This window comes from Alloalcanivorax gelatiniphagus, from assembly GCF_005938655.1.
GTDB lineage: Bacteria > Pseudomonadota > Gammaproteobacteria > Pseudomonadales > Alcanivoracaceae > Alloalcanivorax > Alloalcanivorax gelatiniphagus.
This window is the reverse complement of record NZ_VCQT01000046.1, coordinates 258,884-279,573: the sequence shown is the minus strand read 5'-3', so window position 1 is coordinate 279,573 and position 20,690 is coordinate 258,884. Positions and strand designations below refer to the sequence as shown.

At 68.3% G+C, this 20,690-nt stretch carries 17 protein-coding genes; 10 read left to right on the top strand and 7 right to left on the bottom strand.

Annotated elements, in window-relative coordinates:
• Positions 1 to 8 precede the first annotated feature (8 nt).
• Together FGS76_RS18870 and FGS76_RS18865 are read right to left on the bottom strand one after the other, a co-directional pair.
• A complete protein-coding gene (locus tag FGS76_RS18870) occupies positions 9 to 1,382 on the bottom strand; it encodes a Fic family protein (protein WP_138774203.1) in 1,374 nt (457 codons plus the stop codon).
• A 117-nt stretch (positions 1,383 to 1,499) separates the two neighbouring features.
• Positions 1,500 to 2,408 (bottom strand): AraC family transcriptional regulator, encoded by a 909-nt coding sequence (locus tag FGS76_RS18865; RefSeq protein ID WP_138774202.1) that lies wholly within the window; start codon positions 2,406 to 2,408, stop codon positions 1,500 to 1,502.
• Positions 2,409 to 2,545: 137 nt separating this feature from the next.
• Here FGS76_RS18865 and FGS76_RS18860 point away from each other — a divergent pair, with 137 nt between their 5' ends.
• Positions 2,546 to 3,544: a class I SAM-dependent methyltransferase gene (locus FGS76_RS18860; RefSeq protein ID WP_138774201.1), complete on the top strand. Its 999-nt coding sequence runs from the start codon at positions 2,546 to 2,548 to the stop codon at positions 3,542 to 3,544.
• Here FGS76_RS18860 and FGS76_RS18855 read toward each other — a convergent pair whose 3' ends face one another.
• The 4 genes from FGS76_RS18855 to gatC form a co-directional block, all read right to left on the bottom strand.
• Positions 3,545 to 4,351 (bottom strand): crotonase/enoyl-CoA hydratase family protein, encoded by an 807-nt coding sequence (locus FGS76_RS18855; RefSeq protein ID WP_138774200.1) that lies wholly within the window; start codon positions 4,349 to 4,351, stop codon positions 3,545 to 3,547. It abuts the gene before it with no gap.
• Positions 4,352 to 4,513: 162 nt separating this feature from the next.
• Positions 4,514 to 5,968 (bottom strand): Asp-tRNA(Asn)/Glu-tRNA(Gln) amidotransferase subunit GatB, encoded by a 1,455-nt coding sequence (gene gatB / locus FGS76_RS18850; RefSeq protein ID WP_138774199.1) that lies wholly within the window; start codon positions 5,966 to 5,968, stop codon positions 4,514 to 4,516.
• Positions 5,965 to 7,419 (bottom strand): Asp-tRNA(Asn)/Glu-tRNA(Gln) amidotransferase subunit GatA, encoded by a 1,455-nt coding sequence (gatA, locus tag FGS76_RS18845; RefSeq protein ID WP_138774198.1) that lies wholly within the window; start codon positions 7,417 to 7,419, stop codon positions 5,965 to 5,967. The genes gatB and gatA overlap by 4 nt, the downstream gene beginning before the upstream one ends.
• A gap of 4 nt (positions 7,420 to 7,423) precedes the next feature.
• Complete coding sequence (gene gatC, locus FGS76_RS18840) at positions 7,424 to 7,711, bottom strand: Asp-tRNA(Asn)/Glu-tRNA(Gln) amidotransferase subunit GatC (protein WP_138774197.1); 288 nt, start codon at positions 7,709 to 7,711, stop codon at positions 7,424 to 7,426.
• Positions 7,712 to 7,932: 221 nt separating this feature from the next.
• Between gatC and FGS76_RS18835 the strand changes: the two genes are divergently transcribed.
• The 9 genes from FGS76_RS18835 to FGS76_RS18795 all read left to right on the top strand — a co-directional run bounded on the left by FGS76_RS18835 (position 7,933) and on the right by FGS76_RS18795 (position 19,191).
• Positions 7,933 to 8,970, top strand: coding sequence for a rod shape-determining protein (locus FGS76_RS18835; RefSeq protein ID WP_138774288.1), 1,038 nt, complete (start codon positions 7,933 to 7,935; stop codon positions 8,968 to 8,970).
• A 132-nt stretch (positions 8,971 to 9,102) separates the two neighbouring features.
• The gene (mreC, locus tag FGS76_RS18830) at positions 9,103 to 9,984 is read left to right on the top strand and encodes a rod shape-determining protein MreC (protein ID WP_138774196.1); all 882 of its coding nucleotides are present in this window, start codon (positions 9,103 to 9,105) and stop codon (positions 9,982 to 9,984) included.
• Positions 9,971 to 10,468 carry a rod shape-determining protein MreD gene (gene mreD, locus FGS76_RS18825; RefSeq protein WP_240692606.1) on the top strand — a complete coding sequence of 166 codons (498 nt, stop codon included), beginning with the start codon at positions 9,971 to 9,973 and terminating at the stop codon, positions 10,466 to 10,468. Before mreC ends, mreD begins: the two co-directional genes overlap by 14 nt.
• Positions 10,468 to 11,061, top strand: coding sequence for a Maf family protein (locus FGS76_RS18820; protein ID WP_138774195.1), 594 nt, complete (start codon positions 10,468 to 10,470; stop codon positions 11,059 to 11,061). Before mreD ends, FGS76_RS18820 begins: the two co-directional genes overlap by 1 nt.
• Entirely contained in the window at positions 11,058 to 14,915 is a 3,858-nt protein-coding gene (locus tag FGS76_RS18815; RefSeq protein ID WP_170214518.1) for a YhdP family protein, read from the top strand. The genes FGS76_RS18820 and FGS76_RS18815 overlap by 4 nt, the downstream gene beginning before the upstream one ends.
• On the top strand, positions 14,908 to 15,762 hold the full coding sequence (locus tag FGS76_RS18810) for a carbon-nitrogen hydrolase family protein (RefSeq protein ID WP_138774193.1): 855 nt from the start codon (positions 14,908 to 14,910) through the stop codon (positions 15,760 to 15,762). Before FGS76_RS18815 ends, FGS76_RS18810 begins: the two co-directional genes overlap by 8 nt.
• A complete protein-coding gene (tldD, locus tag FGS76_RS18805) occupies positions 15,752 to 17,236 on the top strand; it encodes a metalloprotease TldD (protein ID WP_138774192.1) in 1,485 nt (494 codons plus the stop codon). Before FGS76_RS18810 ends, tldD begins: the two co-directional genes overlap by 11 nt.
• The gene (locus FGS76_RS18800) at positions 17,236 to 17,697 is read left to right on the top strand and encodes a cyclic nucleotide-binding domain-containing protein (RefSeq protein WP_138774191.1); all 462 of its coding nucleotides are present in this window, start codon (positions 17,236 to 17,238) and stop codon (positions 17,695 to 17,697) included. The genes tldD and FGS76_RS18800 overlap by 1 nt, the downstream gene beginning before the upstream one ends.
• Before the next feature lie 9 nt (positions 17,698 to 17,706).
• The gene (locus tag FGS76_RS18795) at positions 17,707 to 19,191 is read left to right on the top strand and encodes a C13 family peptidase (protein WP_138774190.1); all 1,485 of its coding nucleotides are present in this window, start codon (positions 17,707 to 17,709) and stop codon (positions 19,189 to 19,191) included.
• Between the two features lie 4 nt (positions 19,192 to 19,195).
• Here FGS76_RS18795 and FGS76_RS18790 read toward each other — a convergent pair whose 3' ends face one another.
• The gene (locus tag FGS76_RS18790) at positions 19,196 to 20,614 is read right to left on the bottom strand and encodes an MFS transporter (protein WP_138774189.1); all 1,419 of its coding nucleotides are present in this window, start codon (positions 20,612 to 20,614) and stop codon (positions 19,196 to 19,198) included.
• Positions 20,615 to 20,690 lie beyond the last annotated feature (76 nt).

The following is a 20,690-nucleotide window of genomic DNA, read 5'->3' as shown; positions in this document are numbered from 1 at the left end:
GCACGGCTTCAGCGGCTGGGCGATTGCGGCTGGCAATCCCGCCAGCTTTGATATTCCTCCCGGGTCACGCCCAGCCCGGCCAGACGCTGCGGAGACAGTTCGCGCACGTCTTCTTCCAGATCTTCCAGGTAGGCGGCCCGGTCGGCGCCGGGGATGGCCTCGGCCGCTTCCCGCAGCCGTGCCTCCAGGGCCCGGCCGGCCAGACGTTCCTGAATGACGCCGCGTAGCACCTCACGCCGCTGCGCGCGGTAGCGTACCCGTACCGCGTCCACGCCCAGGGCTTCGGCGGTGGCATCGTATTCCTGGCAGCCGCGCAGGTAGGAGGCCCGGTACAGTTCCATGAGCGGGCCCGGGTCGTTGAGTTCGTACACCGCCAGCATGGCCGAGGCGTAGTCGTCCTTCTCGATGGCGTTGAACGACAGCGGTACCCGGTTGCGCGTCACCAGGGGAATGTTGGCGGCCAGCCGCGAGGTGCGTTTGTTCACGTCGGTGAACGCCTGCAGGTAGGCCACGTGCACCAGCAGAAACAGGCTTTGCTCGTAGGGTTCGTTGATCGCCATGGCCTTGTCGGCGATTTGCCGCAGCCGCCGTTCCAGCTCGGAGGGCCGGTCCAGGGGAATATAACTGGAGGCCCCCACGCGCACGCCGTGGTCGCGCACCTTGCCGGAGCCGTCGGGCGGTACCAGGCCGTCGGAAAGCAGGTAGTGCAGGGTGCAGATTTCCTCGTAGCTGGGTTCCAGATGGCCGGCCCGTTCCACCAGGTAGCGGATCGCCTCCTTGTGGTTGAGGATCATCACCGCTTCCTCGTCGAGCTTGCCGGTGGCGCCGGTGCCTTCCAGCAGCAGACGTTGGGTTTCGATCAACGAGTAGGTGTTCCCCTCCAGCCGTGAGGAGTGGTAGGAGAGATCGATGAGCAGGCGGTTGTAGATGCGCCGCGCATAGGTGCCGGCGGGTTCCGGGTGGTCGGTGCGGCGACCCTTGTCGCTCAGCAGATCGATGTCCGCCTGGCTGAAGTAACGGTCGCGGTTGGGCCGGTATTGCTCCAGCCACTGGCCGTTGTAGCTCACCGGCGCCCGGTTCAGCAGGGGCTGGCGGACCCGATTCAGGGCGTGCCGGGCGGCCTCGCTGAAATGAAACAGGGCCGGCTCCACCGGTTCGCGCACCGCCAGGGGCGCGCCGGCCTCGGCCAGTTGGTAGCGGGTGCCGCGCTTGCGGCCGCTTTTCCGGACCCGGCCCTGCTCGACCAGTTGGACCAGCCAGCGCCGTACGGAACGCTCGGCGAAGTCAGCGGGCAGGCGCTCAAGAATTTCCGGCAGGCTGGCGGGGCCTCCCAGCTCCTGGAGGGCGGTCAGAATGCGTTCCTTGTTGTCGTCCCTGGACATGGAAGTTGGCCGTATAAAGGAATATACGGCCAAAATTAATGGGGATACGGCCAGAAAGCAACTTGATACGGCCACTTTTGGCCGTATTCGCTACGCCCGGACGTTAATACGGCCACTTCAGCGGCGGCTGTATTTGGGGGGCTGGCCGAAATGGCGCCGGTAGGCGGCGGTGAAATTGGCCGGGTGGGCATAGCCAAGCCGGTAGGCCACCCCGGACACCGGCGCGCCCCCTGCCAGCAGTTGCCGGGCGTATTCCAGGCGCAGACGCTGAAAGCGTTGCCGGGGGCTGACGCCGAACACCCGTTGAAAACCTCGCCTGAGCTGGCGCTCGCCGAGCCCGACCCGGGCCGCCAGGGTGGTCAGGCACAGCGGCTGGTCCAGAGCATCACGCAACAGGGCATCGGCCCGTTCCACCTTTTCCAGGGCATGGGGCTGGGTGTCACCGTGCCGCTCCAGCAGGCGTTGCAGCGGTTCGCCAAGCAGGGTGAGCGCGGTGGTCTTGAGCGCCAGCGCATGTGGCGGCGGTCGCTCCGGGGCCCGGTAGAGCGCGGCCACATGGCCCTGGCTGGCGCGGTCGGTGGCGCTGAAGTCCAGGGTGCGGGGTGGGGCGCCGGCCTGCAGCAGGGTGGCCGTCTGGCGGCGGCCCACATAGCCGGCCAGGGCCTGCTCGGTGAGGATCAGGCGCAGCTGGCCGATTTCCTGCTGGGGCGGGAAGACGCGTTCGCCGTCCACGTCGTCGAAGCCGGTGACGGTGGTGAAACCGGCCTGGAAGCGGGGCCGGTGGCCCCGGCGTTCGTGGAACGAGGAGGTGCCGCTCAGGCCGTAGGTGATGATCAGCAGCCGCTCGCCCGGTGGCCGCTGGCTGCTTTCCCGGCGGGTCCGGTGGCCGCGCACCTGGGAGCGCACCAGGGTGAAACCGGGCTCCACGGTGTAGCGAGCAATCCGGGTCTCGCCGCTGGCGTCGGCGTGGCCTTGGTGTTGCCAGCCCGGTGAAGGCTCGGGTGCGGGGACAGGACCGGATCGCATAGCAGAAAGTCCGAATCAGATAAGAATAAGAATCAATAAAATTAACCCCGCCTCTATGCTTTGTCCATGCCCTGGCGGGTGCCCTGTCACCAGGGGCCCGCCGTTCATCGTGACGCTGTAATGACGAGGTCTTTCCCATGCATGCATTGCAACCTTACTGGAATCTGGCCGGCGCGGCGGTAGGTGCCGAGGCGCTGCGTCTGGCCCTGGAACTGGACCTGTTCACCGGCCTGGAGACGGCGGCGGACGCCAATGCCGTGGCCCGGGACCTGGGCCTCGATGCCTGGGCCACCGGGGCCTGGTTGGAGATGTTGTGGAGCCTGGGTTGCCTGGAGCGCGTCAGCGAAGGCGCGGCGCCCCGTTATCGGGTGAGCCCGGTGTCGGCCTGGTATTGGCGCCCTGGTGAGGGCGACTGCCGGCGGGCCTGGAGCAACCGGCTGGCGCGCTTGCAGGGCGCGGCCGCGCAGTTGGAGCCGTTGCTGCGCCATGGCGCCACGCCGACACCGCCGCCCGGCGAAGCCTGGGCGGAAGGCGCCCGCCGGCAGATCGACCAGGAGCAGCGGGCGGTGACCGCGCCGGAGGCGGTGGCGTTGTTTCGGGAGTGGCCGGAGCTGGCCGGGCGGCGCCATTTGCTGGATCTCGGCGGCGGCCCGGGCCGGGTGGCGCTGACCCTGGCCCAGACCTTCCCGGACCTGCGTGCCACCGTGCTGGACTGGCCGGCCACCGCCGAAGTAGCCCGGGAGCATATCGCCGAGGCGGGCCTGGCGGACCGCGTGGTGGCCCTGGGCGGCGACATCACGGTGTGCGACCCGGGCCAGGGTTACGACGTGATCTGGTGTTCCTCGGTGTTGCATTTCGTGGCCGAGCCGGAGGCGGTTCTGCGCCGCGTTTACCAGGCGTTGGCCCCGGGCGGGGTGTTGATCTGCGCCCACGGCGAGCGCGGCGCCACGGCGCCGGCCAGCGCCCGGGTATTGCCGTTTTACCTGCCGATGATGCTGGCAGGCCACTTCGTGCCGGGCCCGGGGGAGATCGGAATGTTGCTGAAACGTGCCGGCTTCGACACGGTGGAGCGGCGCGGCGAACGGGATTTCCCCATGGCTCCGGCGGCGGTGTGGCTGGCCACCAAGGCGGGTTAGCTAGTAATCCCGTTGCCGGTTGCGGAAGTCGGGAGCCCGCTTCTTGAAGTTGGCGGCCATGGCTTCGCCCTGGTTCTTGCCGCGCAGCAGCTTGAACTGCAGCCGGGATTCCTCGTGGAAGGCCTGGTCCTCGGTCTGGTTCCAGGTGCGCTGGAACAGGGCCTTGGTGGCGCTCACCGCGTCCGGGGAGCGTTCCAGCAGGGCCCGGGCCAGGGCCAGGCTCTCGGCGCGCGGGTCCTCGGCGACCCGGGTCACCAGGTTGAGCTGTTTGGCTTCCACCGCGTCGAAACGGCGGCCGGTCATGGCCAGTTCCTTGGCCACGTCCAGGGGCACCAGTTCGCGCAGGGTGACGGTGCCGGTCATATCCGGGATCAGGCCCCATTTGATTTCCATCACCGACAGTTCGCAGTCCGGCGCCGCCACCCGGAAGTCCGCCGCCAGCGCCAGCTGCAAGCCGCCGCCGTAGCAATAGCCGTGCAACTCGGCGATCACCGGCACCGGCAGCTCCCGCCAGGCCCAGCAAGCTTTCTGAAAAAGATTGGTTTTCTTGACCCCGAATTTGGTGAACGCCAGCAGCATTTTCATCGGCGTTTTGGTCACCGTGGGGAAATCCAACCCGGCGCAAAATGCCTTGCCCGCGCCACGCAAAATCACCACCCGCACGTCCCGGTTTTTCCTGATAACGCGAGCGGTTTTCACCAACGCCTCCAGGGTTTGCAGATCCAGACCGTTGTATTTATCCGGCCGGTTCAGGGTGACGGTGGCGATGTTTTCGTCGATGGAAAGGGTGACGCGGGGTTCGTTCATGGGGAGTCCTTTCGGGCAGGCAGGCGGGCCGTGCCCGCGATACAGGATTCAGAATGAAGGATACAACCCGTATCGCGGCTGAAGCCGCTCCTACGAGAGGCTCGGGAGCGACTTCAGCCGCGATCATCCCCGGAGCCCTTGTAGGAGCGACTTCAGTCGCGATCAGAGCTTCTCTTGAAGCAGCTCGTTGACCTGCTGCGGGTTGGCTTTGCCCTGGGTGGCTTTCATGACCTGGCCGACGAAGTAGCCGATTTTCTTTTTGCGTTTGGCGTCGTCGGCGTTGCGGTAGTCCTCCACCTGGGCGGGGCTGTCGGCGATGATCTGGTCGATGATTTTTTCCAGTTCACCGCTGTCGCTCATCTGCTTGAGGCCCTGGGACTCGATGATCTGGTCCGGGCTGCCGTCGCCGGCCCAGCAGGCTTCGAACACCTGCTTGGCGATCTTCGAGCTGATGGTGCCGTCCTTGATGCGCTGGATCAGTTGCCCCAGGTGCTCGGCGGACACCGGGCAGTGGGCGATGTCCAAGTCCTCGGCGTTGAGCTTGGCGGCCAGGTCGCCCATTACCCAGTTGGCGGCCAGCTTGGCGTCGCCGCCATGGTCGGCGGCGGTTTCGAAGTAGCGGGCGGTGGCCATGGAAGAGGCCAGCAGGGCGGCGTCGTAGTCGGACAGTTGATAGGCGTCCATAAAGCGCGCCTTGCGGGCGTCCGGCAGTTCCGGCATCTCGGCGCGCAGGGCCTCGATGTCTTCCTCGCTGACCAGTACCGGCAGCAGGTCCGGGCAGGGGAAGTAGCGGTAATCGTTGGCGTCTTCCTTGGTGCGCATGGAGCGCGCGGTGTTGGTGTCGCCGTTATAGAGCCGGGTTTCCTGAACGATCTTGCCGCCGTCCTCAAGCACGTCGATCTGGCGTTCCACTTCCAGCTTGATGGCTTTTTCCATGAAGCGGAAAGAGTTCAGGTTCTTGGTTTCGGTGCGGGTGCCCAGGGGCTCGCCGGGGCGGCGCACGGAAATGTTCACGTCGAAGCGCATGTTGCCCTGGGACATGTCGCCGTCGCACACGCCGATCGAGGTAACGATGGCGTGCAGCTTGCGGGCGAAGGCCACCGCTTCCTCGGCGTTGCCCATATCCGGTTCGGAAACGATCTCGATCAGCGGCGTGCCGGCCCGGTTCAGGTCGATGCCGGTCATGCCATGAAAGTCTTCATGGAGCGACTTGCCGGCGTCTTCTTCCAGGTGCGCGTGATGAATACGCACGGTTTTTTCGCTGCCGTCGTCGAGCTGGATCACCACCTCGCCGGGGCCGACGATGGGCTCCGCCAACTGGGTGGTCTGGTAGCCTTTGGGCAGGTCCGGATAAAAATAATTCTTCCGTTCGAACACCGAGCGACGGCCGATCTCGGCGTTGATCGCCAGGCCGAAACGCACCGCGTTGCGGATCGCTTCCTTGTTGACCACTGGCAGGGTGCCGGGCATGCCCAGATCGATCAGGCTGGCGTGGCGGTTCGGTTCGTCACCGGTGGCGGTGCTGGCGCCGGAAAAGATTTTCGAGCGGGTGGCCAGCTGCACGTGCACTTCCAGCCCGATCACCACTTCCCAGCCATTGAAAAGAGAGGAACTCATTGAAACGCTCCCGGGATCCGTTGGTGCCAGTCGGTGGCCAGCTGATAGCGGTGCGCCACGTTCAGGATGCGGCCTTCCTGGAAGTAATTGCCGATCACCTGGGTGCCGGCGGGCAGGCCATCGATAAAGCCGCTGGGCATGGACAGCGCCGGCAGGCCGGCCAGGTTCACGGCGATGGTGAACACGTCGGCCATGTACATGTTGACCGGGTCGTCGGCCTTGGCGCCCAGTTTGAAGGCGGTTTCCGGGCTGGTGGGGCCCATCAGCACGTCCACTTCCTTGAAGGCGCGGGCGAAGTCGTCGCGGATCAGCCGGCGAACCTGCTGGGCGCGTTTGTAGTAGGCGTCGTAGTAGCCGGCGGAGAGGGCGTAGGTGCCCACCAGAATGCGGCGTTTTACTTCCGCGCCGAAGCCCTCGGAACGGGAGCGCTTGTACAGGTCTTCCAGATCCTTCGGATCTTCGCAGCGGTAGCCGAAGCGCACGCCATCGAAACGGGACAGGTTGGAGCTGGCTTCCGCCGGGGCGATCACGTAGTAGGCCGGCACCGAAAGTTTGATGCTGGGCAGCGACACCTTGACCAGTTTGGCGCCCTGTTTTTCCAGCTCGCCCATGGCGGCGCGGGCGTTGTCGGCGATGGCGCCGTCCAGGTTGTCCGGGAAGAACTCTTCCGGCACGCCGATGCGCAGGCCGTCCAGGTTTTGATCCAGGCCGCCCAGGTAATCGTCCACCGGCTCGTTGAGGCAGGTGGAGTCCTTGTCGTCGTGGCCTGCCATGGCTTGCAGCATCAGGGCGCAGTCGGCGGCACTGAGGCCCAGGGGGCCAGCCTGGTCCAGGCTGGAGGCGAAGGCGATCATGCCCCAGCGGGACACCCGGCCATAGGTGGGCTTGAGGCCGGTGACGCCGTTCAGGGCCGCCGGCTGGCGGATCGAGCCGCCGGTGTCGGTGCCGGTGGCGCCGGGGGCGAGCCGTGCCGCCAGGCTGGCGGCGGCGCCGCCGGAGGAGCCGCCGGGCACCCGCTCGGTGTCCCAGGGGTTACGCACCGGCCCATAGAAGCTGGTTTCGTTGGAGGAGCCCATGGCGAACTCATCCATATTGGTCTTGCCCAGCATGATGGCGCCTTCGCCGGCCATCTTCTCCACCACCGTGGCGGTATAGGGCGCGATGAAGTTATCCAGCATCCGCGAGCCGCAGCTGGTGCGCACGCCCTCGGTGCAGAAGATGTCCTTGTGGGCGATGGGCAGGCCGGTGAGCAGCCGGTGGTCACCGGCGGCGATGGCCTGATCGGCGGCATCCGCCTGTTGCAGGGCCTGCTCGCGGGTAACGGTGATAAAGCTGTTCAGCTCGCCGTCGCGGGCCTGGATACGGTCCAGGAAATGCTCGGTCAGCTCGCGGGCGGAAAAATCCTTCGCCTGCAGGCCGGCTTTCAGTTCGGTCAGTGTCTTGTTATGCATTGGCTTACTCGATCACCCGCGGTACCAGGAAACAGCCGTCCTCGCTGGCCGGCGCGATGGGTAGCACCTTGTCGCGCACGTCCGGTTCGTCGACCCGGTCGTCCCGCAGGGGCTGGCTCAGCTCCAGGGGATGGGCCAGGGGTTCCACCTGGCCCACGTCCGCCTGCTGCAACTGGTCGACCATGCCGAGGATCTCGTTGAGCCGCTCGGACAGCGCCTCGCGCTCGCCTTCGTCCACCTGCAAACGGGCCAGATGGGCCACACGCGCCACCACCTGGGAGTCAATCGCCATGGGGTTCTCCGCAAATCTCGGGGGAAAGGCGGGAAAATACCACATCCAGGGGGCCGTTGTGGATACGAAAGTGGTGACGCCGGGCGCGCAACCGGGCGGCTCTCCTTGCCGATTCCCCCCGCCGTTGCTAGAGTTGCGCCATCTTGTTGCTGGCGTGTGACGATCCCGCCGGCGGCCCCGCTATTTCTACTCGAACTCTCAGGAAACAGGCCAGGATGTCCGTGATCAAGCGCATTCGGGGGATGTTCTCCACCGATCTTTCCATCGACCTTGGCACCGCCAACACCCTTATTTATGTGCGCGGCCGCGGCATCGTCCTGGACGAGCCCTCGGTAGTGGCTATCCGCCACCACGGCGCCCAGAAGAGCGTCGCGGCGGTGGGTGCCGACGCCAAGCGCATGCTGGGGCGAACCCCGGGCAACATTACCGCCATCCGGCCCATGAAGGACGGCGTGATCGCCGACTTCGACGTCACCGAGAAGATGCTGCAGTACTTCATCAAAAAAGTGCATGACACCGGCTTCTTCCCGCCGGCGCCCCGGGTGCTGGTATGCGTGCCGTGCAAGTCCACCCAGGTGGAACGCCGCGCCATCCAGGACTCCGCCTTCGGCGCCGGGGCCCGGGACGTGTACCTGATCGAGGAACCGGTGGCGGCGGCCATCGGCGCCGGCCTGCCGGTGGAAGAGGCCCGTGGTTCCATGGTGGTGGACATCGGCGGTGGCACCACCGAGATCGCCCTGATCTCCCTGAACGGCGTGGTCTACTCCGAATCCGTGCGCACCGGCGGTGACCGCTTCGACGAGGCCATCGTCGCCTTCGTGCGCAAGGAATACGGCTCCCTGATCGGCGAATCCACCGCCGAGCGCATCAAGCACGAGATCGGCACCGCCTACCCGGGCGGCGAGATCCTGGAAATCGACGTGCGCGGCCGTAACCTGGCCGAGGGCGTGCCGCGCCAGTTCACCCTCAACTCCGAGGAAATCCTGGAAGCGCTCAAGGACCCGTTGTCGGTGATCGTCAATGCGGTCAAGAACGCCCTGGAAGCCTCGCCGCCGGAGCTGGCCAGCGACATCGCCGAGCGCGGCCTGGTGCTCACCGGTGGCGGCGCCCTGCTGCGCGACATCGACCGGTTGCTGTCCGAGGAAACCGGCCTGCCGGTGATCATCGCCGACGACCCGCTGACCTGCGTGGCCCGTGGCGGCGGCAAGGCGCTGGAACTGATGGATACCCAGGGTCTGGACATGTTGGCCATGGGCTAGCGCCCTTTTGGCCTCCGGCGTCGTTGTCGGTCGCTTATTTGGAAGGACCAAACGGCGCTCCCTCCGCCTGGCTGGAGACCAAAATGATATCCAGCAGGCGTGATGCAAGTAGTGTGAACAGGCCCTAGCCCCATGTCCTCCGCCAACCCCACCTATCGCCTGCTGATCGCCCTGGTCCTGGCGGTTGTGCTGATCGGCCTGGATCAGCGCAGCCGCTGGGTGGACCCGTTGCGGTACGTGCTCGGCTACATCACCGCGCCGGTGCAATATCTGGCGCACCTGCCCGTGGACGCCGGCAACAGCTTCATGCGCCTGACCGAAACCCGCACCCGCCTGATGGAATCCCGTGAGCGCCTGGAGCGCCAGGTACTGATCCTGGAGCAGAAGGTGCAGCGGCTGGCGGTGCTGCAGGCGGAAAACACCCGCCTGCGCGAGCTGCTCAACTCGTCCGCGAATCTGGACGCCTCGGTGCTGGTGGCGGAGATCATCGGCGTCGATCCGGACCCCAACCGCCAGGAACTGGTGATCAACAAGGGCGCCCGCGACGAGGTGACCCAGGGGCAGGCGGTGCTGGATTCCGAGGGGCTGATTGGCCAGGTGGTGGAAACCGGGCCGTTGTCCGCCCGGGTGCTGCTGATCACCGACGCCAGCCACGCCATGAGCGTGCAGGTGAACCGCAACGGGGTGCGCGCCATTCTCGCCGGCACCGGCCAGGGCAGCCGCCTGCGGCTGCTGTACGTGCCGGACACCGCCGACATCCGCGAAGGCGATCTGCTGGTCAGCACCGGCCTGGGCAAGCTCTATCCGCGTGGCTACCCGGTGGCCCGGGTGGTCAGCGTGAACCACCAATCCGGCGCCTCGTTCTCGGACATCGAGGCACAGCCCACCGCCCATCTGGACCGGGTCAGCCATGTGCTGCTGGTGCAGTCCATGGAGCCGGTCAGCGCCCCGGATATGAATGCCGACGGCGGCGCCGAGGCCAGCGCGACGGAGGGAGCCGATGCGAATCAATAGCGAGCGTCCCGCCGGCACCGGGGTGATCCTGGTGACCTTCCTGTTGGCGGCGCTGCTGGAAGTGGTGCCCCTCAACGACACCCTCAACTGGGTGCGTCCGGAATGGATGCTGCTGGTGCTGCTGTATTGGGTGCTGTCCCTGCCGCACCGTATCGGCGTGCTGTGGGGCTTCATGGTGGGCCTCTACCAGGACGTGCTGGTGGGCACCACCCTGGGCCAGTGGGCCCTGGCCTATGCCCTGGGGGCCTACTTCATGCTGGCCGCCTACAAGCGCATGCGGGTGTTTCCCCTGTTGCAGCAGAGCGCGGTGGTGTTCCTGCTGGTGGGGTCGGCGCAACTGCTCGCCTACCTGATCCAGGAGTCCGTGGGCCGCACCTTCTACCCGCCCTATACGATTCTCTATTCCGCCGCTGCCAGCGCCGTGATCTGGCGCCCCATGTGCGGGCTGCTGCGCTGGGTACAGCTGCGTTTCCTGGTGCGCTGATGGCCAGCGCCACCCGCTCCCTGCTTTATCTGGCCTCCGGTTCGCCGAGGCGGGCCGAGCTGCTGGCCCAGATCGGCGTGCCCTTCACCGTGCTGCGCGCCCCCGGTATCGACGAAACCCCGGCCCCCGGTGAGTCGCCCCGCGCCTATGTGGAGCGCATGGCCCGGGAGAAAGCGGCGGCCGGCGCCAGCGGCGCGCCGGCGGGTGGCCCGGTACTGGGCGCCGACACCGCGGTGGTGCTGGGCGACCGGATTCTCGGCAAGCCCGACGACGCCGACCACGCCCTGGCCACCCTGGAAACGCTCAACGGCCGGGAACACCGGGTGATCTCGGCGGTCTGTGTGAGGCTCGCCGACAACCACCGCCTGGCGGTGTCGGAAACCCGGGTACGTCTGCGCCAGCTGGACCGCGCCACCCTGGCCGCCTACGCCGCCACCGGCGAGGGCCTGGACAAGGCCGGCGCCTACGGCATCCAGGGCCGGGGCGCGGCACTGGTGGCCTCCATAACGGGCAGTTACAGTGGAGTGGTCGGTCTGCCCCTGGCGGAGACCGTATCGCTCCTGGAATGGGCCGGAGTTCCCTATTGGCAGTGACGAACCGCAGCGCGCGCTGGCGTAACACCCTGCGCCGCCAGCTCTGGTGGCTGGTGGCGGTGCCGGTATTGCTGCTTGCCGGCTATGTGGTGGTGGCCCGACAGTTGATGTTGTTGGTGCCGGATTACCGGCACGACCTGGAGACGCTGCTGGAGCAGCGCCTGGGCTTCCCCATCGAGATCGAGGACCTGAGCGGCGAGATGGACGGTCTGTCGCCCCGTTTCCAGGTGCGCGGTCTGACCCTGCCGGACGCCGACGGCGAACCCTCCCTGCGCCTGGATCAGGTCGCGGTCAGCGTGCGGGTGCTGCCCACCCTGTGGCACCGCCAACCCTATCTGCGCGAACTGAGCGTGCGCGGCGTCGACCTGCATCTGGTCCGTGACGCCGACGGCGGCATCCGCCTGCGCGGCCTGGACGCCCTGCGCCGGGAAGGCGGCGACCCCAAGGACGCCCTGCGCACCCTTTATCGCCAGGACCGTATCCAGATCGAGGACGCCCGTTTTTCCCTGGATTGGCCCGGTTTGCCGCCGCTGGCGGCCTCGTCCCTGACCCTGGCCATGGTCAACGATGGCGACCAGCATGATATTTCGGTGCGGGTCACCGCCCGCGACCGGCCGTTCTCGGTGGACGCCCGGCTCAGCCTGGACGGCGCGCCCCTGTCGCTGGAGCAGGTCAACGGCCGGGGCTACCTGGACGTGCAGGGCGAGCGGTTGCAGGAGTGGCTGCCGGAGAGCCGCGACTGGCCCCTGGATCTGGCTACCCTGAACGGCCAGGTGCGCGCCTGGGGCCGGGTGCGTGACGGCCAACTGAGCGACGGCCAGGTACGGCTGACCAGGTCGCACGCCACCCTCACCGACGGCACCCACCAATGGCCGCTCAGCGACCTGAACCTGGACGCCCTGTGGCGCCATGGCAGCGACGGTGAAAGCCAGCTGTCGGTGACATCGCTCACCGGCGAAACACCGGCGGGGGCGGTGGCGCCGGGCCCGGTGGCGCTGCGTTGGCGCACCGACGGGGAACGCCGTCGCTGGCATTTAGAGGGCCGCGATCTGGCCATCCACGCCCTGACCCGGCAGCTCGCCCAATGGCCGTTCGTGCTGCCCGAAGGGCTGGACAAAGTGCGCGACTGGCTCCGTGAACACGAGCCCCGTGGCGTGTTGGAGGCGGTCTATATGCAGGGCGAGGAAGGCCGGGTGGATGCCCTGCAGGCCCGTTTCGCCGGCCTCGCCAGCGATGCCCTGGACCGGGTGCCGGGGGTGGCCGGGCTGACCGGCTGGCTGGCCGGCACCGCCACCCATGGGGTGGCCCGGGTCAACGGCGAGCCCCTGCAACTGACCGTGCCGCGACTCTACGATCACCCGCTCAGTGCCGCCTTCAACGGGCCGCTGCGCTGGTACATCGGTGACGACCGGTGGCGGCTGGAGAGCGGCGTACTGCGCGCCGCCAACGCCGACGCCCGGGGCGTCGCCATGCTGCGGGTGGACGGCGGCGAAAGCCTGCCGGTGCCGGAACTGCGCCTGCTCGCCGATGTGATCGACGGCAACGGCGCCCGCGCCAGTCACTATATTCCCCTGGAGAAGCTCAAGGATTCGCTGGGCGACTGGCTGGCCCAGGCGTTCCAGGGCGGCAAGCTGGAGCGGGGCCGGTTCCTCTACCAGGGGCCGGTGAAGATCGAACCGGAGCGCCAGCAGGATCGCACCTTCCAGATGCTGTTCCAGGCCCGTGACGTGACCCTGTCGTTCCTGCCGGACTGGCCGGCGGCCACCGGCGTGGACGCCCAGGTGCTGATCGACGGCCGCCGCGTCACCGGGCACGCCGATCGCGGGCGGTTGCTCAATAGCGACGTGACCGACGTCAGCATCGATCTGCCGGAGGTGTCGGCGCCGGAGCAGCGTCATATCGTGATCCAGGGCCTTGCCAACGGGCCCGCCGCCGATCTCGACCGGCTGTTCCACGACAGCCCCCTGAGCAAGCAACTGCCCGACGGCCTGCTGGACTGGCGGTTCCGCGATGGCCGGGTCAACGGCCACCTGTTGCTGGATCTGCCCCTGGCCCGGCCGGGCCCGGCCCCCATGGTGATCGTGGACGGTGGCGGCGAGGGCATCACCCTGCGCAACGACCCGCTCAATCTGACCCTCACCGAGGTCACCGCGCCGGTGTATTTCCATCTCAAGCGCGGCATCACTCTGCGTACCCTGGAGGGCCGTGCCCTGGGCGCCCGTTTCCAGGGCAGCTGGCTGACCCGGGGCCCGGACAGCCAGATGCAGCTCACCGGCAAGGTGGACGTGAAGCGGCTGCGCGACTGGCTGGACGCGGACTGGCTGGCGCCGGCCTCGGGCACCCTGCCGCTGGAACTGGAACTGGCCATGCCCTGGCAGGGCCGCCCGTTCCGCCTGGAGGGCCGGTCCACCCTGGAAGGGGTCAAGGTGGACGCCCCCGCGCCCCTGGGCAAACCCGCCAATCAGGCCCGCGGCAGCCGCCTGGTATGGCGCCAGCAGGGCCGCGCCAAGCAACTGACGGTGTTCTACGGCGACCTGGGCGAAGGCCGCTTCGTGCTCGGCGACAACAGCCTGGCCGGCGCGCTGCGCCTGGGCGGCGGCGATTTGCCAACGATGCCGGCCCGGGGCTTGAACATCGAGGGCCGGGTGGCGCGGGCGTCGGCGGCGGACTGGCTCGATTTCATCGGTAATCTGACGCCGGCGGGCGACCCGGGCCGGCCGGGCAGCAAAAAAGGCGGCAACGGCGCCAGCGACCTGATCAACCGGGTGACGTTGTCCATCGACCGGCTCGACCTGTTCGGCAGCGAACTGGCCAGCGCCCGCTTCAGCGCCGCGCCCCGGGGCCGCGATTGGGAACTGGGGCTGGCCAGCCCGGCGGTGGCCGGCACCGTGCGGCTGCCGGAGAACTACCGGCCCCGGGGTGATACGCCCCTGGCGCTGACCGTGAATCGGCTGAGACTGCCGGCCAATCCGTTGAGCGGCGAGGACAAGGCCGCTGGCGATGGCGGTGAAGGCCGCCCGGCGCCGCCGATCCAGCCCTCCCGGGTGCCGATCATGGACGTGGACCTGCACGACCTGCGCCTGGGCGGCCAGGCCCTGGGCGCTTGGTCCGGGCGCCTGCGACCCATCGACGGGGGCGTGCGCGTGGACGGCCTGCGTGGCCAGTGGAACCACCTGAATCTGGACGGCCAACTGACCTGGACCGAGGCTGGCCAGGGCCAGCGCAGCCGCTACCAGGGCAGCATCGCCTCCGACGATCTGAAGGCCGCCTTGCAGGCGCTGGGCATGCCGGCGCTGGTGGTCACCGACGACGCCCGGGCCAACGTGGACCTGGCCTGGAACGACTGGCCCCTGCGGCCGGACTACCTGGACCTGAACGGCACCGCCACCCTGGATATCGGCGAATGCCAGTTGCCGGACCCGGAAGGCCGCACCTCGTTGCTGAAAGTGCTGGGTATCGTCAACCTGGCCAACCTGCAGCGCCGTCTGCGGCTGGACTTCTCGGACCTGTACCGGGAAGGCCTGTCCTGTGACGGCATCGACGGCGATTTCCGCTTCCAGGGGCCGCTGCTGACCACCCGCAAGCTGGCCATCGCCTCGCCGTCGGCGGCCTTCGAGGTGAGCGGCGAAGCGCAGCTCGACAAGCGCACCCTGGACCTGGAAGTGGGCATGACCCTGCCGCTTTCCAGCAACCTCTACGCCGGTTGCCTGGCGGGCCCGGCGGTATGCGCCGGCATCTTTGTGGTGGAGCGCCTTTGGGGTGATAAGCTGGACAAGACCACCACCATGAAATATCAGGTTTCCGGGCCCTGGGGCGAGCCCAAGGTCAAGGAAACGGAGGGTTTTCTTGAGTAAAGCGAGCAACGCCACGCGGGTGGCCGCGGTGCAGATGACCAGCGGCACCGACACCGACGCCAACCTGGCCGCCGCCGACGGCGCCCTGATCCGGGCCGCCGAGGACGGCGCCCGGCTGGTGGTGCTGCCGGAAAACTTCGCCGGTTACGGGGTCGACTACCGGGCCTTGGGCGAGCGCCACGAGGCCCTGTGCCAATGGCTGGGCGAACGGGGCCGGGATCTGGGCCTGTGGATACTGGGCGGCAGCCTGCCGGCCCTGACCCGGCCGGACGGCAGCGCCGTGCCGGCGCCCCGGGTGCGCACCCGGGCGGTGCTGGCCGGCCCGGATGGCCGCATCCAGGCCCGCTACGACAAGCTGCACCTGTTCGACGCCGACGTGGCCGACGCCCAGGGCCGTTACCGGGAGTCCGACGTGTTCGAGGCCGGCGACCAGGTGGTGCTGGCGGACGTGGCCGGCCTGCGGGTGGGCCTGGCGATTTGCTACGACCTGCGCTTCCCGCTGCTGACCCGGGCCCTGGCCGACGGCGGCGCCGACCTGATCGTTTATCCCAGCGCCTTCACCGCCACCACCGGCGCCGCCCACTGGCAGGTGCTGCTGCGCGCCGCCGCCATCCACAGCGGCTGCTACGTGCTCGGCGCCAACCAATGCGGCCGGCACAGCGACCGGCGCGCCAGTTACGGGCACTCGCAGCTGATCGACCCCTGGGGCCGGGTGGTGGCCGAGGGCGGCGACGAACCCGGCGTGGTGCTGGGGCTGGTGGACCCGGCGGTGCTCGAAACCGTACGCTCCGGCTTGCCGGTGCATACCCATCAACGATTCCAAGTGAGCGGTCCCTATGAGCTTTGACAAAGAACGGATCTCTGACCAAGAACGGCTCTCTGACAGCGAACGCCTTTCCCTGGCGTCCGACATTCTGCTGGCGCCCGCCGACCTGGGCACCGACCAGTTGCAAACGCTGCTGGGCGGCAAGCTGGCGGGCAGCGCCGACTACGCCGACGTCTATTTTCAGCACAGCCGCCATGAAGCCTGGGTGCTTGAGGACGGCCTGGTGCGCGACGCCAGCTTCAACCTGGAGCGGGGCGCCGGCGTGCGCATCGTCAGTGGCGACAAGACCGGCTTCGCGTACAGCGACGACATCTCCCTGGACACCCTGCGGCAGGCCGGCAACGCCGCCGCCGCCATCGGCCGCCAGGGCGGTGACAAGCCGGTGCGCATCGAACCGGCGCGCTCGGTGCCCCGGCGCTATGAGGCCCTGGACCCGCTGCCCGGCTGGAGCAGCGAAATGAAAGTGGCGCTGCTGTGCGAGATGGACCGCCTGGCGCGCTCCCTGGACCCGGCGGTGAAGGAAGTCACCGTCAGCCTCAGCGGCGAGCAGGATGTGGTGCTGGTGGCCGCCACCGACGGCACCCTGGCCGCCGACGTGCGCCCGCTGATCCGCTTCAGTATTTCCGTGATCGCCGAGCGCGACGGCCGCCGCGAGCGCGGCAGCGCCGGCGGTGGTGGCCGGGTGGCCTACGACTGGCTGCGCCAGGACGGCCGCCTGGAGAGCTGGACCCGGGACGCGGTGCGTCAGGCGCTGCTGAACCTGGAAGCCCAGCCGGCGCCGGCGGGCACCATGCCGGTGGTGCTCGGCCCCGGCTGGCCCGGCGTGCTGCTCCATGAGGCGGTGGGCCATGGCCTGGAAGGGGACTTCAACCGCAAGGGCACTTCCATGTTCAGCAAGAAGATGGGCCAGCCGGTGGCCTCGGACCTGTGCACCGTGGTCGACGACGGCACCCTGCCGGACCGGCGCGGTTCCCTGAACGTGGACGACGAGGGCACCCCCAGCGGCTACAACGTGCTGATCGAAAAGGGCCGCCTGGTGGGACACATGCAGGACAAGACCAATGCCCGGCTGATGGGCGTGGCGCCCACCGGCAACGGCCGCCGGGAATCCTACGCGCACCTGCCCATGCCGCGCATGACCAACACCTACATGCTGCCCGGCGAATCCGAGCCCGAGGAAATCCTGGCCAGCCTGGACCGGGGCATCTACGCGGTGAACTTCGGCGGTGGCCAGGTGGACATCACCTCCGGGCGCTTCGTGTTTTCCACCAGCGAGGCCTACCTGGTGGAGAAGGGCAAAATCGTCTGCCCGGTGAAGGGCGCCACCCTGATCGGCAGCGGCGTGGAAGTGATGAACAACATCTCCATGGTCGGCAACGACCTGGCCCTGGACACCGGCATCGGCGTGTGCGGCAAGGACGGACAGTCGGTGCCGGTGGGGGTGGGCCAGCCCACCCTGCGGGTCAACGCGCTGACGGTGGGCGGCACCGCCTGATGAGCGTGGCGGTGGCCGAAGTGCTGGCGCGCATGCGCCTGTTCAACGGCCTGGACGCGGAACAGCTGGCGGACGCCGAGAAGCTGGTGTTCGTCAACCGGGTGGCGGCCGGCGACACGGTGTGCCGGGAAGGCGACCGCAGCGATTTTGTCTGTTTCGTGGTGCGCGGCCGCCTGGATATTCTCAAGGCCCAGGGCGAGGACGGCGGCGCGGCGGTGATCGCCCACCTGACCCCCGGCGACTCCCTCGGCGAAATGGCGCTGGTGGACCACCAGCCGCGCTCGGCCACGGTACGGGCCGCCGAGGACACCACCCTGGTGGTGCTGACCCGTAAGGGCTTCGAACAATTGCGCCGGCGGCAGCCCCATGCCGCCGCGCTGATGATGGAAAACATCGCCCGCCTGCTGTGCGAGAACCTGCGCCAGACTTCCTCGCGGCTGGCCCGCTTCATGTTGCCCTAGAGGACTTCCATGCCACGCCCTTTGCTTGCCGCTCTGCTGTGCTACGGTGCCGTGCTGCTGGCCGCCTGCGGGCCGGAGCAACTGCCCGGCGACTACCGGTTGCCCGACGGCGCCGTTTACGACGGTGAACGCCGCGATCAGCTTTTCCACGGCCAGGGCACGCTGACCTGGCCCAACGGCCGGCGCTACCAAGGCCAGTTCGTGGATGGCCTGATGCAGGGCGACGGCCGCCTCAAGGACCCGGACGGCTGCGTCTATGAAGGCCAGTTCGTCGCCGGCCTGCCGGAGGGCGAGGGCCGCTATGTCTGCCAGGGCATGGTTTACCAGGGCACCTTCGCCGGCGGCGAACCGGTACAGGGCCGGGTGGAGTACGACCAGGGCGACATTTACCAGGGCGCGCTGCGCCACTGGCAACCCCACGGTGAAGGCACCTGGACCGGCGCCGAGGGCGGCGTTTACCGGGGCACCTTCGCCGACGGTGAAATCGTCCAGGGCGACTATCTGTACGACGGCGAGCGGGTTTACCACGGTGGCTTCCAGGACGGCTTTTTCCAGGGCGAGGGGGAATTGTTCCTGGCCGACGGCGAACGCCGCCGGGGCCATTTCCAGCAGGGCGTTCTGGATGGCCCGGGCCGGCGCATTACCGTCAATGCGGACGGCAAGGAAACCACCGAACAGGGATTTTTCTCCCACGGCGAATTTTTCTCCGAACCGGACGGCTACCAGCAACGCCGCCGGCAGCGCGCCGAGCACGTGGAGCAGCGGCTCTATTCCGAGGAACGACGGCTGCAGCGGGCGCTGACGGCGTTATTGCCGCAAAAGCGTGGCCAGCGGGATATCTATGTGCTGCTGGTGGGCGGCGACGGCCGCCAGACGGTGTTCACCCGCGAAGTGCAATGGGTGGCGGAACGCCTGGGCGCCCACTGGGACCCACGGGGCCACCTGCTGACCCTGGCCAACGGTGACCACGGTGGTTTGCCGCTGGCCACCCGCACCAGTGTGCACGAGGCGCTGACCGCGCTGGATAGCATCGCCGATCCCCGCGAGGATCTGATCTTCGTGCATCTGGTCAGCCACGGTGGCCGCGATGGCGAGCTGGTGCTCAACCAGCCGGGCCTGCGCCTCAATGACCTGACCCCGGCGGACCTGCACGGCTGGCTCGACGCCATGCGTCCCCGTTATCTGTGGCTGGTGGTGTCGGCCTGCTACTCCGGCCAGTGGATCGAACCCCTGGCGGACCGTCGCCGGCTGATCTTCACCGCCGCCGCCGGCGACCGCACCTCCTTCGGCTGCGGTGACGACTCGGAACGCACCTGGTTCAGCGAGGCGCTCTATGGCGAGGCCCTGGACAGTCAGGGCCTGGACGATCCGGCGGCACTGTTCGAAGCGGCCCGCGCCCGGGTGGAGGCCATGGAGACGGAGCAGGGCATCGAGGACGGGCAACGCTCGCGGCCCCGCATGTCCCTGGGGCCGGCGTTCCTGGACTGGTGGTAGCGGTTCACCGGGCCGGCTGCTGCCACCGGCGCAGCACCCACAGCAGCGCGCAACACAACGCCGCCGCCACCACGTTATAGAGCATGGCCGCCACGAACGCCCGCACATGGGCGGTCGCCGGATCCAGCCCGCCGGCGTCGCGCAGGCCGCCCATGAACAGGATGCCCATCACGCACACCCCCAGGGCCGCGCCCACCTGTTGCAGGGTGGCCACCACGCCGGAGGCCATGCCGGCCCGATCCGGCGCCACCACTCCCAGCACCTGATTGAGCAGCGGCGTCATCACCAGCCCCTGACCGAACCCCACCAGCATCAGCACCGGCACCCACCAGGCTGACGGGCCGCCGGCCCCGCTCAGCCCGATCTGCGCCACCATGGCCGCCAGCGCCAGGGCATAGAAAGCGGCGCCGGCCACCAGCACCCGTGTGCCGGCCCGCGCCACCCAGCGCGCCGCCAGCAGCGAGGAGGCCATGAAGGCGGCGCTGGCCGGCGCGAACAGCAGGCCGGCCTGGAGCGGGTCCAGGCCCAGTCCGGTTTGCACCAGCAGCGCGAAGCTCAGGAAAAAGGAACTGGAGGTGGAATAGACCAGCATCACCAACAGGCAGCCCAGGGCGAAGGCAGGCTGGCGCATCAGCGCCATGTCCACCAGCGGCATCCGGCCCTGGCGGCCGCGCCCGGCCTGCTGGCGCACGAAGGCCGCCAACAACAGGCCGGCCGCCAGCAGCAACGCCCAGGACCAGGCCGGCCAATGATGGGACGGCCCTTCCAGCAGCGCCACCAGTAACAGGGTCAGGCCGGTGGCGGCCAACAGCAGACCGGCGCCGTCCAGGGACGGCTTGTCCGCCAGCCGGGTTTCCGCGATGCGCCCGCCCAGCAGCAGCGTCACCAGGCCGATGGGCAGATTCACCAGGAACACGGTGCGCCAGCCCAGCCCGGCCACATCCAGATGCACCAGGGCGCCGCCCACCACCTGGCCGGCGATGGCCGCCAGCCCGAGGGTCATGCCCAGCCAGGCGAACGCCCGACGCTGGGCCTCCGGCGCGTACAGCACCCGCAGGCAGGCATAAATCTGTGGAAACAGCAGGGCGGCGGCGGCGCCCTGGAAGAAACGCGCCACGATCAGCCCGGTGGCGGAACCGGCCAGGCCACACCACAGGGAAGCCAGGGTGAACAGCGCCATGCCGAGCAGATAAAGCCGGCGCCGGCCGAAGCGGTCGCCGAGCCGGCCGCCGGTGATCAGGAGAGCGCCGAAGGCCAGCTCGTAGCCGGCCAGCACGAAACCGATCTGGGCGAAGCTGGCGTCCAGATCCCGCTGCAGGCTGGGAATGGCCACATTGACCACGAACAGATCGAAGATGGTGACGAAGCCGCCGAGCAGCAACACCGGCAGGCCGGGTACGCCGGCGCGAGGGGGGGACGCCATGGAATGCTCCACAAAGAGTTGGGAGGCGCTATTCTGTGCTCTGGTTATCGCATTACAATTTAGCTGTTTATGCTAT